12 protein-coding genes are annotated in these 12948 nt (G+C 71.1%); 8 read left to right on the plus strand and 4 right to left on the minus strand.

Annotated features, from left to right (window positions below; genetic code table 11):
* The 6 genes from VEA62_RS14975 to VEA62_RS15000 all read left to right on the plus strand — a co-directional run.
* A partial coding sequence (locus VEA62_RS14975) for a hypothetical protein (RefSeq protein WP_324823350.1) occupies window positions 1-121 on the plus strand: 121 nt, incomplete at its 5' end.
* Complete coding sequence (gene mraY / locus VEA62_RS14980) at window positions 121-1233, plus strand: phospho-N-acetylmuramoyl-pentapeptide-transferase (RefSeq protein ID WP_324823275.1); 1113 nt, start codon at window positions 121-123, stop codon at window positions 1231-1233. The genes VEA62_RS14975 and mraY, both read left to right, overlap by 1 nt.
* A 4-nt stretch (window positions 1234-1237) precedes the next feature.
* Window positions 1238-2662: a UDP-N-acetylmuramoyl-L-alanine--D-glutamate ligase gene (gene murD, locus VEA62_RS14985; protein WP_324823277.1), complete on the plus strand. Its 1425-nt coding sequence runs from the start codon at window positions 1238-1240 to the stop codon at window positions 2660-2662.
* Window positions 2659-3837 (plus strand): putative lipid II flippase FtsW, encoded by a 1179-nt coding sequence (gene ftsW / locus VEA62_RS14990; RefSeq protein ID WP_324823279.1) that lies wholly within the window; start codon window positions 2659-2661, stop codon window positions 3835-3837. Before murD ends, ftsW begins: the two co-directional genes overlap by 4 nt.
* A gap of 8 nt (window positions 3838-3845) precedes the next feature.
* The gene (murG, locus tag VEA62_RS14995) at window positions 3846-4931 is read left to right on the plus strand and encodes an undecaprenyldiphospho-muramoylpentapeptide beta-N-acetylglucosaminyltransferase (RefSeq protein WP_324823281.1); all 1086 of its coding nucleotides are present in this window, start codon (window positions 3846-3848) and stop codon (window positions 4929-4931) included.
* 43 nt (window positions 4932-4974) lie between these two features.
* On the plus strand, window positions 4975-6090 hold the full coding sequence (locus VEA62_RS15000; protein ID WP_324823283.1) for a mechanosensitive ion channel family protein: 1116 nt from the start codon (window positions 4975-4977) through the stop codon (window positions 6088-6090).
* Here the strand turns inward: VEA62_RS15000 and VEA62_RS15005 are convergent.
* Window positions 6053-6535 carry a hypothetical protein gene (locus VEA62_RS15005; protein WP_324823285.1) on the minus strand — a complete coding sequence of 161 codons (483 nt, stop codon included), beginning with the start codon at window positions 6533-6535 and terminating at the stop codon, window positions 6053-6055. The two genes, VEA62_RS15000 and VEA62_RS15005, sit on opposite strands and share 38 nt — an antisense overlap.
* A gap of 48 nt (window positions 6536-6583) precedes the next feature.
* On the opposite strand from VEA62_RS15005, the gene VEA62_RS15010 reads away from it, so the two are divergent.
* Both VEA62_RS15010 and VEA62_RS15015 read left to right on the plus strand, forming a co-directional pair.
* Window positions 6584-7315, plus strand: coding sequence for a WecB/TagA/CpsF family glycosyltransferase (locus VEA62_RS15010; RefSeq protein ID WP_324823287.1), 732 nt, complete (start codon window positions 6584-6586; stop codon window positions 7313-7315).
* Between the two features lie 31 nt (window positions 7316-7346).
* On the plus strand, window positions 7347-7817 hold the full coding sequence (locus tag VEA62_RS15015; RefSeq protein ID WP_324823289.1) for a GNAT family N-acetyltransferase: 471 nt from the start codon (window positions 7347-7349) through the stop codon (window positions 7815-7817).
* A 294-nt stretch (window positions 7818-8111) separates the two neighbouring features.
* Here VEA62_RS15015 and smc read toward each other — a convergent pair whose 3' ends face one another.
* Genes smc through VEA62_RS15030 form a run of 3 tightly spaced genes read right to left on the minus strand, consistent with a single transcriptional unit; the run spans window position 8112 to window position 12855 of the window.
* Window positions 8112-11552 carry a chromosome segregation protein SMC gene (gene smc / locus VEA62_RS15020; RefSeq protein WP_324823291.1) on the minus strand — a complete coding sequence of 1147 codons (3441 nt, stop codon included), beginning with the start codon at window positions 11550-11552 and terminating at the stop codon, window positions 8112-8114.
* Between the two features lie 12 nt (window positions 11553-11564).
* A complete protein-coding gene (locus VEA62_RS15025) occupies window positions 11565-12203 on the minus strand; it encodes a thioredoxin domain-containing protein (RefSeq protein ID WP_324823293.1) in 639 nt (212 codons plus the stop codon).
* A gap of 7 nt (window positions 12204-12210) precedes the next feature.
* Window positions 12211-12855, minus strand: coding sequence for a thioredoxin domain-containing protein (locus VEA62_RS15030; RefSeq protein ID WP_324823295.1), 645 nt, complete (start codon window positions 12853-12855; stop codon window positions 12211-12213).
* Between the last annotated feature and the right edge of the window lie 93 nt (window positions 12856-12948).

Consider the following 12948-nt stretch of genomic DNA (forward strand, 5'->3'; position numbering starts at 1 on the left):
GGCGGCCCGCGCCGTGCGGCCGAACGATCTGGTGATGGTGAAGGGATCCAACGGCTCGAAGGCGTCGCTGATCGCCCGGGCCCTGGCGGCGCTGGACGCCGCCGCGGGGGAGAACGCCTGATGTTCTATCTGCTGTACCAGTCGCTGGCGGACTACAGCGACCAATTGCCGTTCCTGAACCTGCTGAAGTACCTCACGGTCCGCATCGGCCTGGCCCTGTTCACGGCCTGGATCGTCTGCCTGGCCATGGGCTCGCGCTTCATCCGCTGGATCCAGGCGCGCCAGGGCCGCGGCCAGCCGATCCGCGAGGACGGTCCGGAGGGTCACCTGCTGACCAAGCGCGGCACGCCGACCATGGGCGGGCTGATGATCCTGGCCGGAGTCACCGTCGCGACCCTGCTGTGGGCGGACCTGACCAATGTCTACGTCTGGGTCGTGCTGGGCGTGACCGTGGGCTACGGCATCCTCGGCTTCATCGACGACTACGCCAAGGTGACCAAGCAGACCTCGGCGGGGCTGTCGGGCAAGCAGAAGCTGTTCTTCCAGTTCCTGATCGCCATCATCGCCGTGGCGGTGCTGATCCTGCTGGCGCCGCGCTCGCCGTCCACGCCGGGGCTCGAGACCTCCGTGGCCTTCCCGTTCGTGAAGACCTTCCTGCTGGACCTGTGGTGGTTCTACATCGCCTTCGGGGCCATCACGATCGCCGGCTTCTCCAACGCCGTGAACATCACCGACGGGCTGGACGGCCTTGCCGTCGTGCCGGTCATGATGGCGGCCGCCGCCTTCGGCCTGATCTCCTACGCCGTAGGTCGCTTCGACTTCACCGAGTATCTCCAGGTCCACTTCGTCCCCGGCTCGGGCGAGGTGGCGATCATATGTGCGGCCCTGATCGGCGGGGGCATGGGCTTCCTCTGGTACAACGCGCCCCCGGCCAAGATCTTCATGGGCGACACCGGCTCGCTGGCGCTCGGCGGCGCGCTCGGCTCGATCGCCGTGGCCACCAAGCACGAGCTGGTGCTGGGCATCGTCGGCGGCCTGTTCGTCATCGAGGCGCTCAGCGTCATGATCCAGGTCGGCTACTTCAAGGCGACGAAGAAGCGCATCTTCCTGATGGCCCCGATCCATCATCATTTCGAGAAGATGGGCTGGCCGGAGTCGACTGTGGTGATCCGCTTCTGGATCGTCTCGGCCATGCTGGCCCTGGCCGGCCTCGCCACCCTGAAGCTGCGCTAGTGCGATGATCCCCGTCCCCGGCTTCGAAGGGCGGCGCATCGCGGTCTTCGGCCTCGGGAGGTCGGGGCTGACGGCCGCGCGCGCGCTCAAGGCCGGCGGCGCCCTGCCGGTGCTGTGGGACGACAGCGTCTCCAGCCGCATGCAGGCCGAGGCGGAGGGGTTCGCGGTCGAGGATCTGACGTCGGCCGACTGGTCCGGCTTCGCGGCGCTGGTGCTGGCCCCCGGCGCGCCCCTGACCCATCCCAAGCCGCACTGGAGCGTGGACAAGGCGAAGGCGGCGGGCGTCGAGATCATCGGCGACATCGAACTGTTCGCCCGCGCCCTGGCCGCCCTGCCGCAAGCGGAACGGCCGAAGGTCGTCGCCATCACCGGCACCAACGGCAAGTCGACCACCACCGCCCTGATCGGCTGGGTGCTGAAACAGGCCGGCATGACCGTCCACGTCGGCGGCAACATCGGCATCGGCGTGCTCGCCCTGCCGGCGCCGACGCCGGGCGCGGTCTATGTGATCGAGGTGTCCAGCTACCAGCTCGACCTGACGACGAGCTTCGCGCCGGACGTCGCCATCCTGACCAACATCACCCCCGACCACCTCGACCGTCACGGCGGCATGGAAGGGTATGCGGCCGCCAAGATGCGGATTTTCGGCGCGCAGGGGCCGGAGTCGACGGCCCTGGTCGGCATCGACGACCCCTACGGCCTGAACATCGCCGAGGATCTGGCGGGGCGAGGCGACCGGCTGACCCTGGTCACGACCCACAAGCATCATCACTGGGACGACTGGCGCATCGGCTTCGAGAAGGCGCGCGCGATCACGGCGATCGATGGAAAGCTGGCCAGCCTCGGGGAGTATGTCTGCGATCTGGCCATCGCCCGTTCCCTGCCGGGCCGCCACAACGCCCAGAACGCCGCCTTCGCCTGGGCCGCCGCCCGCGCGCTCGGCGTCAGCCGGGAGGCCGCCGTCGAAGGCCTCCTCACCTTCCCCGGCCTGGCCCATCGCATGGAGCACGTCGCCACGCTCGGCCGTGTCCGCTTCATCAACGACTCCAAGGCCACCAACGCCGACGCCGCCCGACAGGCGCTGTCCTCCTACGAGCGCAGCTTCTGGATCGCGGGCGGCCGCGCCAAGGCGGGCGGCATCGACGACCTCGAGGACCTCTTCCCGCGCGTGGCCGAGGCCTTCCTGATCGGCGAGGCGGCCGGGCCTTTCGCCGCACGGCTCGGCGACACCCCGCACCGCATCAGCGGCGACATGACCAACGCCGTGCGTCAGGCCGCCGAGGCCGCCGCCGCCACGGGGCGGGAGGAGGTGGTCCTGCTGTCGCCCGCCGCCGCCTCCTTCGACCAGTATCCCGACTTCGAAGCGCGAGGAGAGGCTTTCCGCGCCGCCGTCCTCGCCCTCGGCGCAACCCCGGCAGGTGGGTCATGAGCGAAGCCTACAGCCCCGCCTTTTCGCGCAACGACCAGAGCCCCATCGCCAAATGGTTCTGGACCGTCGACCGCGGCCTGCTGGCGGCGGCGCTGACGCTGATGGCGCTCGGAGTCGCCCTGAGCTTCGCCTCCAGTCCGGCGGCGATCAACGCCGACCAGTCGATCACCGACCCCTTCCACTACTCGTGGCGGATGATGGTCTGGGCCTCGATGGGGCTGGTGCTGATGCTGACCACCTCGCTGCTGTCGCCACGGGGAGTCCGCCGCATCGCCGTCCTCGCCCTGCTCGGCGCCATCGTCACCATGATGGCCCTGCCGTTCATCGGCGACGAGGTGAAGGGCGCGGCGCGCTGGATCAACCTCGGCCCGTTCAGCCTGCAGCCGTCCGAATTCGCCAAGCCCGGCCTGATCGTGTTCGCCGCCTGGATGTTCGCCGAGGCCCAGAAGGGGCAGGGCGTGCCCGGCGTCAGCATCGCCTTCGGCTTCTGGGCCCTGACGGTCGGCCTGCTGCTGATCCAGCCCGACATCGGCCAGACCCTGCTGGTCACCACCACCTTCATGGCGGTCTTCTTCATGGCCGGGGTGCCGCTCAAATGGGTGGCGGTGATCGCCGCCGCCGGCATGGCAGGGCTGGTGTCGCTGTATTTCGCCTTCGGCCACATGCGCGACCGCCTCAGCCGCTTCCTGTCGCCCGAGAACACCGACACCCACCAGATCGACCGCGCCTCCGAGGCCATACGCGCTGGCGGCCTGGTCGGACGCGGGGTGGGCGAGGGGGTGATGAAGCGCCACGTCCCCGACCTGCACACCGACTTCATCTATTCCGTCGGGGCCGAGGAATTCGGTCTCGTCCTGTCGCTGACCATGATCGGCCTCTACGCCTTCATCGTCGTGCGCGGCATGAAGCGGGCGATGAAGCTGAACGACGCCTATGAGCAGACCGCCGCCGCCGGCCTGTTCGTGCTGATCGGCCTGCAGGCCTGCATCAACATCGCGGTCAATCTGAACCTGATCCCGACCAAGGGCATGACCCTGCCGTTCATCAGCTATGGCGGCTCGTCGATGCTGGCCATGGGCCTGACCATGGGCCTGGCCCTTGCTCTGACCCGCCGCCGGCCCGGCGCCTACGAACCGGGCGCCACCTTGCCGCAGCGGCGGCGGATACTGCCGTAGGAGACCCGATGTCCAAGGTCTGCGTCGTCGCCGCCGGGGGCACCGGCGGGCATATGTTCCCCGCCGAGGCCCTGTCCCGCGAGCTGGCCGCGCGGGGCTGGCGCATCGTGCTGGCCACCGACCACCGTGGCGAGCAGTACGCCCACGCCTTCCCGGCCGAGGAGCGGATCGCCCTGGACGCGGCGACCGGACGCGGACCGATCGGACTGGCGAAGGCCGGTCTGACCATCGTGCGCGGCGTGGTTCAGGCCCGGCGCGCCCTGAAGCGGCTGGACGCGGCGGTGGTGGTCGGCTTCGGCGGCTATCCCTCGGCCCCGGCCCTGCTGGCGGCGCTGAGCCAGGGCCGTCCCACCCTGTTGCACGAGCAGAACGCGGTGCTGGGCCGCACCAACCGCTGGCTGGCGCCCCATGTCGGCGCGATCGCCTCGTCCTTTCCCAACCTGCAGAAGATTCCGCAGGGGGTCGGCGCCCGCGTGACCCTGGTCGGCAATCCGGTCCGCCCCGACATCCGCGCCCTTTACGAGCGCCCGTTCAAGGCCCCGCGGCCCGGTGAGCCGATCCGCGTGCTGGTCACCGGCGGCAGCCAGGGCGCCCGCATCCTGTCGGAGACCGCGCCCCGTGCGCTCGCAGCCCTGCCCGAGGCGATCCGCGCCCGGCTGAAGGTGCAGCAGCAGTCTCGCCCGGAGACGCTCGAGGCCGCGCGCCAGATCTATCTGGACGCCGCCATCGACGCCGAGGTCGCCCCCTTCTTCCGCGACATGGCCCAGCGGCTGTCGGCGGCGCATCTGGTCATCGGCCGGGCCGGAGCCTCGACCTGTTCCGAGCTGGCCGTTGCGGGCCTGCCGTCGGTCCTGATCCCGCTGAAGATCGCCATGGACGACCACCAGCGCTTCAACGCCGCCGGCCTCGCCGGGGCCGGCGGGGCCGAGGTCATTCTGGAGGACGACGTCACCGTCGAAGGCCTCACCGCCGCCCTCGCGGCCATCCTTGGGGACTCCGCGCGGCTTGAGGCGATGAGTCGCGGTGCGCGGGCGGCGGCCCTGCCGGACGCCACTCGCTCGCTCGCCGACATGGTCGAGGCGGCGGCGCGCTAGCCGTCGACGGCGACGCTTTCCCGGTTCGCGCGTTACCCGGCGCATGCCCCCGTTCATCACCGAACTGACCCACGGGGTCTTCCGCCTCTGGCGCCGGCTGTACTGGTTGCCCGAATGGGCGGTCGTGGTCGTCATCGTCGCCGGCTTCGTCTTTGTCGGGTGGGCGGCCAACCAGATCGTCTTCGCCCTGCTCAAGCTGGCGGTGCGCAGGCGGGATGTCTTCTGGCGCGGCGTCGTCGGACGGGCGCGGCTCAAGGTGCGGATCGCCCTGATGATCGTGGCCATGGCGCTGGCGGTCACCGTTTCACCGCTCGACCCGGGTCCGTCCGACGTGATCCGCCAGGCGCTGCTCTTCCTGTTCATCCTGACCATCGGCTGGATGGCGATCGGCGCGTCTGACATGTGGGCGGTGGTCTATCTGCGCCGCTTCAACATGGCGACGGAAGACAATCTGATCGCCCGCAAACACATCACCCAGACCCGGATCCTTCAGCGCGTCGCCTCACTGCTCATCGGCGTGGTCACTCTCGGCCTGGCGCTGCTGACCATTTCGGCGGTGCGCCAGTGGGGCATGAGCCTTCTCGCCTCTGCCGGCGTGGTCGGCATCATCGCCGGCTTCGCCCTGCAGCCGCTGCTGACCAATATGATCGCCGGGGTCCAGATCGCCACCGATCAGCCGATCCGCCTCGACGACGCCGTGATCGTCGAGGGCGAGTGGGGCACGGTCGAGGAGATCACCTCGACCTATGTCGTCGTGAAGCTGTGGGACTGGCGGCGGATGATCCTGCCGCTGACCTACTTCATCCAGAAGCCCTTCCAGAACTGGACGCGCGAGACGGCCCGCCTCATCGGCACGGCCTTCCTGTATGTCGACTACGAGGCGCCAATCGAGCGGTTGAGGGCCGAACTGGAGCGCATCTGCCGCGACAGCCCGCTCTGGGATGGCGACGTGATCAGCCTCCAGGTCACCGAAATCACCGACCGGGTCGCCCAGGTGCGCTGCCTGGCCAGCGCCCGCAACGGCTCGATCGCCTTCGACCTGCGCTGCGAAATCCGCGAGAAGATGCTGGCCTTCATGCGCGACCAGTGCCCGGAGGCGCTGCCGCGGGACCGGCTGTGGCTCAATTCGCCGCCCGAAGCGCCGCCCGCCCGACCCTGACAGCGTCCTCCAGATTGTCCGCGTCGGCCTCGCCCGCGGAGGCGGGATCGCAGGCCACGGCCAGAAGCTCGGCGGCGTCTCCTCCCGGCGCGGCGGGATAGGCCGTGGCGGCGTCCGGCGTGGCTGGCCCCTCTTCGCCGCCCTCGCGCACCGAGGCGAAGTCGAGCCGGTCGGCCGTGTGCGCCCGGCAGTCGAAGGCCCACCACGACCAGCCGCCCCAATAGCTCTGGCCGCCGACCGCGAAATTCTCTTCAGCCACCTGCAGAGCGCGCATCCGCGCCCTGTCGCCGTCCCGGCTGATCGTCGACAGATCGGCCAGCACCGCGAACCGGCCCACGCCGGTCAGCACCAGCCGCGGCCCCTCCTGCGGCGGCGAGGCCGGCTCCGCGCAGGCCGGCGTCGTCACCATCAGGCCGAGCAGGACCGCGTGCGTCGCTGTTCTCATGCGCCTGTCGTAACCGCGCGTTGACCGGCTGGCGAGTAGGCTTGGTCGATGACCCGCTTCATGACGCTCGACTTCGCCGACGGCGATCGGCCCGCCCTGCTGGCGAGGGTCGTCGGCATGGCGCGCGCGGAGGGTTACGCCTGGGTCGTCACGCCCAACGTCGATCATGTCATCAAGCTGATGGACGGCCGGGTCGAGGCGGACGTCTATCGCGACGCCGATCTGAAGGTCTGCGACAGCCGCATCCTCGCCCATCTGGCCCGGCTCAGGGGCAAGGCGCTCGCGGTCTATCCCGGCTCCGACCTGACCGCCGACCTGCTGGCCTCGCCCGCCTCCGACGGCCTGATCATCGGCGTGTTCGGTCCTGATCGGGCCGCCTTCGACGATCTGGCGGCCCGCCATCCGCGCCGTCGCCTCACCTTCATCGACGCGCCGATGGGGCTGACCCCCGGGACAGGGGCCTGGATCACGGCCGTCGATACGGCCGCCCGCGCCGACTGGGACGTCCTGCTGGCCTGCATCTCCTTCCCCAAACAGGAGCGTTTCGCCTACGCCCTGCGCGCCGCCGGCCGCGAGCGCGGCGTCGCCTTGTGCGTCGGCGCTTCGGTCGACTTCCTGACCGGCCGCCAGCAGCGCGCGCCGCGCCTGTACCAGCAGCTGTCGCTGGAATGGCTGCACCGCCTGATGACCCAGCCGCGCCGCATGTTCCGCCGCTATGTCATCGAGGGCCCGGCGATCTTCGGGTGGTTCATCCGGCACGAGGTGCTGGGACAGGGTTGAACTCCGCCGCCGCGGGCCTCAGCTTGGCCGTATGACCAGCTTCACCCGCATCGATTTCCGCACCTCCGGGACGCGATCCGCCGACGATCCCGCCGCTCGCCGGCCGCTGCTGCTCGAGGGCGAGGCTCTGCACCGGCAATTGCGGCCCTTGCTCGAAGCGGACTACCCCGCCCAGATCGAACGGCTGGCTCTCGAGGGCGCACGGCTGGCGCAGCTCGTGGACGAAGGCGAGGTCCGCGCCGTCGCCCTTTGGCGGGTGTTCGAGACCACCTACTGCGGCCGACGGCTGGAAATCGAAGACCTGGTTTCGGACGAGGCGCATCGCTCGAAGGGCTATGGCGCCGCCATGCTCCGCTGGCTCGACGAACAGGCGTTCGCCCTCGGCTGCCCCACCACCACCCTGCACTCTGCGGTCCATCGCGACCGGGCGCACCGCTTCTATTTCCGCGAGGGCTATCACATCATGGGCTTCCACTTCGTGCGGAAGACGGCGCGCGGTTAAGCGATGCGCCGATGGGGAGGAATTTATTCCTCCTCCCGCCTTGATCAGGGACCGGCTCTACCCACCTCATCTGTGAAGACGGTCTTTGAAAAGTCAGGACGGGCGCGACGAGCCAGTGGCGCTTTCGATGAGGAATTTCCGATAATCTGGCACGGGTCGGTCATTCCAGGGGGGAAGCGCATCCCGCAACGTGTTGATAGTGCTGCCCAACCCGCTGTTGGTGTGATGGCACGGTTGGCACGCCGGTTTCACAAAACAGTGCCACGGCCCAGCTCCGGTTCGCGGTGGCGAATGCTAGGCGGCCACGATCTCTTCCGCCTGCGTCAGGTCCACGCTGACCAGCTGGCTCACACCCCGCTCCGGCATGGTGACGCCGTACAGCCGGTCCATCCGGCTCATGGTCACCGGATTGTGGGTGATGACGATGAAGCGGGTGTCGGTCCGCTTCCGCATCTCGTCCAGCATGCGGCAGAAGCGATCGACGTTGGCGTCGTCCAGCGGCGCGTCGACCTCGTCCAGCACGCAGACCGGGGCCGGATTGGCCAGGAAGACCGCGAAGATCAGCGCCGCCGCCGTCAGCGCCTGCTCGCCGCCCGACATCAGGCTCATCACCGACAGCCGCTTGCCGGGCGGGCAGGCGTAGATCTCCAGCCCGGCCTCCAGCGGATCGTCGCTCTCGACCAGCTTCAGCTCGGCCTGCCCGCCGCCGAACAGCGCCTCGAACAGCGTCTTGAAATTCTCGTTGATGATGTCGAAGGCCGCCACCAGCCGCTCGCGGCCCTCGGCGTTCAGCTCGTCGATGCCGTCGCGCAGCTTGGCGATGGCCTGGGTCAGGTCCGAGCGCTCGACCTTCATCGTCTGCAGCCGGTCGCCGTATTCCGACGCCTCGTCCTCGGCCCGCAGGTTGACCGGACCGAGGGCCTCGCGCTCGCGCTCCAGCCCGTACAGAAGGCTCTCGGCCCCGGCGGCGTCCGGCGGCCGCGCGATGGCGTCGTCGGTCAGCTTCTGGCCCAGTTCCTCCGGCGACATCTGGGCCGTCTCGCGGACGTTGGCCTCGGTCTCCGCCAGCTTCTCGGCCGCCGCCTCGGCCCGCGCCGCCAGCCCGGCGCGCGCTTCCCGGGCCGAGGACGCCGCCGCCTCAGCCGCCCGGGCCGCCCGGTCGGCCTCTCCGGCCTGACCCTCGGCCAGCGCCAGCGCGTCCGCCGCCGCCTTGCGCCGGGTCTCGGCCGCGGTCAGCGCGTCCAGCAGCGACGATCGCTGCGCCGCCAGTTGTCCCGGCGCCTCAGCCGCCGCCTTCAGCCGCGCCGCAGTCCTTTCCGCATCCTTCTCAAGCGCCGCGATCCGGGCCGTCGAGTCCTTCGCCCGCGCCGCCCAGCTGTCGCGCTCGCGCTTCAGGCCGTCCAGCCGCGCCTGCCGCCCGGCGACCTCGCGCGCCTCGGCGTCGCGTTCGACCCGGGCCGTCGCCGCCGCGCTCCGGGCCTCGTCCGCCGCCGCCCGCGCCCCGGTCAGTTCGGCTCGCAGCCCCTCCAGCGTCTCCGACGGCGCCTCCGTCCCCTGCGCCTCGGCCAGCGCCGCCCGGGCCGCCTCCACCTCGTTGGCCAGCCGCGCCAGCGTCTCGTCCAGCGCCTGCGCCCGGGCCTCCCTGCGCGCCTGCTCCCGGCCCAGGGCCTCGACCCGGTCCCGCGCCGCCGTGACCGCCTTGTCGAGCGGGAAGGGCGCCGCGCGGGCGGTCTTCACCGCCTCCTCCGCGCGCCGGAACGCCTCGCTCGCCGTCTTCAGCGCCGCCTGGGCCTCTTCCAGCTCCGGCCGCCCGTGGTCGATTTCGGCCTCCAGCTCGGCCAGCCGCGTGCGCTGGGCCAGCCGCACCGCCGCCGGCCGCGGGGCCTCGGCGCGCTGCACGAAGCCGTCCCAGCGCCACAGGTCCCCCTCGCGCGTGACCAGCCGCGCCCCCACCGGCAGGCTCTTCGCCAGGGCCTCGATCCCGCCCCGTTCGGCCACGCCGCACAGCGCCAGCCGCGCCTTCAGCTGCTCCGGCGCCGACACATGATCCGACAAGGCGTCCACCCCCGCCGGCCATGACGGGGAGGGCGCTTCCGCCCCGCCCCAGTAGGCCGCCGCCCGCGCATCCAGCGCCGCGTCCAGATCGTCGCCCAGCGCCGCCGCCAGCGCCGCCTCATAGCCCTTGTCGGCCTGGACCCGGTCCAGCGCCGGCGGGTGTTCCCGCTTGCCCTGCACCAGCAGCTGGGCGAGGCCTCGCGCCTCGGTCTGTAGTCGGCCCAGCCGGTCCTCGGCGGCACGGGCCGCCTGCCGCGCCTCCTGTTCGGCCCGCGCCTTGTCGCCACGTTCGGCCTCCGCCGCCTCGACCGCCGCGCGCGCGGCCGCCAGCGCCGCCTGCGCCTGCTCCAGCGCCGCATTCGCCGCTGCGATCTCGGGGCTCTCAAGCGGCCCCAGCGCCTCGCGCTCCGCCTTTGCCGACGCCAGCTGCGCCTCGGCGCGCGCCACCCGCGCCTCCGCGTCCCGCTTGCGCGCCGTCTCCGCCGAGACCCGCGCCTCGACCGAGGCCACAGCCCCCGCCACCCGTTCCACCTCGGCGTCCGCTGCCTTGCGCGCTTCCTCCGCCGCGGCCAGGGCCGCTTCCAGTTCCGGTCCCCGTGCGGGCGCCGCCGAGATCTCGCCGGTCAGGGCCTCCAGCGCCGCGCCCAGCCGCTTCAGCTCTTCGTCTGCGTCGCCCGCCATGGCGGTCTCGCGCTCGATATCCGCCGCGATGCGCCCGGCCTCGGCGGTCAGCCTCTCGACCTCCGCCCGCGCCGCCTGCTCGGCCATGTCCAGCCGGTCGCGCTCCAGCGAGGCCCGGTGCAGCAGCGCCCCGGCCACGGCGTCCTCTTCCCGGGCCGGTTTCAGCGCCTCCTGGGCGTTCAGCGACACCGTCTGCGCCCGTCCGGATGCGGTCGTCGCCTCCAGCACCGCCCGGTCGGCCTCGGCCAGCTCCTTCGCCGCCGCCTCCGCCGCCACGCGCGCGTCGTTCCAGCGCACGAACAGCAGCGCCGCCTGCAGGGCCCGGATCTCGGCGGAGATCTTCTTGTATTTGTCGGCCTGCCGCGCCTCGCGCTTCAGCCGGGTCAGGGTCGTCTCCAGCTCGCGGCCGATATCGTCCAGCCGCTCCAGATTGGACTCGGCCGCCTTCAGCCGCAGCTCCGCCTCGTGCCGGCGCGTGTGCAGGCCCGCCACGCCGCCCGCCTCCTCGAGGATGCGGCGGCGGTTCTGCGGCTTGGCGGCGATCAGTTCCGAAATCTGCCCCTGCCGCACCAGCGCCGGCGAGTTGGCGCCCGTCGAGGCGTCGGCGAACAGCAGCTGCACGTCCCGCGCCCGCACCTCCTTGCCGTTGATCCTGTAGGTCGAGCCCTGGCCGCGGTCGATGCGGCGCGACACCTCGATGACGGCGCTGTCGGTGAAGGGCTGGGGCGCCTTCCTCTGCGCATTGTCGATGGTCAGCTGGACTTCGGCGTGGCTGCGCGGCGGACGGTTGGCGGCGCCGGCGAAGATGACGTCGTCCATGCCCTGGCCGCGCATGGCCTTGGCCGAATTGGCGCCCATGACCCAGCGCAGGCTTTCCAGCACATTGGACTTGCCGCAACCGTTGGGTCCGACAACGCCGGTCAGGCCCGGCTCGATATGCACCTCGGCGGGATCGACGAAGGACTTGAAACCGACGAGCCGGAGGCGCTGGAACTGCATCCTGCTAGCGGGTCACCGGCCGTCGAGCAGCGGCTGGATCAGGGGTTCGAACGCGGCCACGTCGCGAGACGGCATGGTGGCCGGTACGGGCTCGCCGTTGATGAAGAAGCTGGGCGTCGAGTTCACCCCGTCGGCGAAGGCCTGTTGGGCGCGGGTCTCGACGTCGGTGAAGGACGTCTCGCTCGCGAAGCAGGCGCTCATCTGGTCAGGCGTCAGCCCGGCCGCGGCGCCGCCCGCGGCCAGCCAGCCCACGACGGTCTCCTCGGACGCCGGACCGGCCTGGGCGCGGAGCAGCGGCTGCCCGCGGAACAGCGCCTCCAGCACGGTGTCGTACTTCTCCTCGGGCGCGCAGCGGGCCATCACCGCACCGGCGATGGCGATCTGCTGCGGCGGCGTCGGCAGGTCGCGAAACGCCACGCGGACCTTGCCCGTGTCGACATAGCGCGCCTTGAAGGCCGGGAAGTCCCGGGTGTGCCAGTCGGCGCAATGGCTGCACGTCGTCGACAGATACACCGTCAGCGTCACCGGGGCGTCCGCCGCTCCCAGCGTCCGGTCGCCCGGCCGGACCGGCTCGACGGTCTGGGCGAGCGCCAGCGCCGGCGCGGCCAACGCGATCAGCAGGGTCAGCAGGAAACGCGAAAGCCGCTTCACCGGACGATCAGCCCTTGGCCAGCTCGGCGTCGATCGCCTTGGACAGGTCTTCCATGCTCGGGCCCTCGCCGCCGGGGGTGATCACCTGGGTTCCGTTGACGAAGAAGGCCGGGGTGGTGGTCACGCCCGCCTTGGTGGCGGCCTGGGCGCGCTCGTCGGCCGCCTTCAGCGACGCCTCGTCGGTGATGCAGGCCTGCACTTCCTGTTCGCTCAGGCCCACCCCGTTGCCGACGCGCATCAGGGTCGTGCGCGGATCGGTGACGAAGGCGCGCTGGTCGGCCATCAGTTCGTGGATCACCTGGAAATATTTGTCCTCGCCCGCGCAACGCGCCACCGCGAAGCCCGCGACGGCCACCTCGGCCGGCGGCGTCGGCAGTTCGCGGAACACGTAGCGGACCTTGTTGGTGTCGACGTAGGCCGTCTTGAACGCCTCCCAGGTGGACTCCTGCCAGGCCGCGCAGTGCGGGCAGGTGACCGAGGCGTATTCGACCACCGTCACCTTGGCGCCGTCCGGCGCACCCATGGCCATGTCGCCCGCGGCGGCGCCGGTGGTCTTCGGTCCGCAACCGCTCATCGCGACCATGGCGGTCAGGGCGGCGGCGGTCATGGCGGCGCGGCGGCTCATCGCGGCGTAACGGGTGGTGGCGCTCATGGAGTCGTCCTCACTGGCAACGGGGGGTGGAGAGCATCGCGCGATTCCCCGAAATGCGCGCGCCCGGGTCTGGGGCGACAGACCGGTCGTCGA

The organism is Brevundimonas sp. (assembly GCF_035627475.1).
Classification (GTDB): domain Bacteria; phylum Pseudomonadota; class Alphaproteobacteria; order Caulobacterales; family Caulobacteraceae; genus Brevundimonas.

Bases quoted from the DNA above. Each gene is read 5' to 3' on its own strand.
- VEA62_RS15030 (WP_324823295.1), bottom strand. From the start codon at position 12,855: ATGAGCGCCACCACCCGTTACGCCGCGATGAGCCGCCGCGCCGCCATG.
- murD (WP_324823277.1), top strand. From the start codon at position 1,238: ATGATCCCCGTCCCCGGCTTCGAAGGGCGGCGCATCGCGGTCTTCGGC.
- VEA62_RS15015 (WP_324823289.1), top strand. From the start codon at position 7,347: ATGACCAGCTTCACCCGCATCGATTTCCGCACCTCCGGGACGCGATCC.
- smc (WP_324823291.1), bottom strand. From the start codon at position 11,552: ATGCAGTTCCAGCGCCTCCGGCTCGTCGGTTTCAAGTCCTTCGTCGAT.
- ftsW (WP_324823279.1), top strand. From the start codon at position 2,659: ATGAGCGAAGCCTACAGCCCCGCCTTTTCGCGCAACGACCAGAGCCCC.
- VEA62_RS15010 (WP_324823287.1), top strand. From the start codon at position 6,584: ATGACCCGCTTCATGACGCTCGACTTCGCCGACGGCGATCGGCCCGCC.
- VEA62_RS15000 (WP_324823283.1), top strand. From the start codon at position 4,975: ATGCCCCCGTTCATCACCGAACTGACCCACGGGGTCTTCCGCCTCTGG.
- murG (WP_324823281.1), top strand. From the start codon at position 3,846: ATGTCCAAGGTCTGCGTCGTCGCCGCCGGGGGCACCGGCGGGCATATG.
- VEA62_RS15005 (WP_324823285.1), bottom strand. From the start codon at position 6,535: ATGAGAACAGCGACGCACGCGGTCCTGCTCGGCCTGATGGTGACGACG.
- mraY (WP_324823275.1), top strand. From the start codon at position 121: ATGTTCTATCTGCTGTACCAGTCGCTGGCGGACTACAGCGACCAATTG.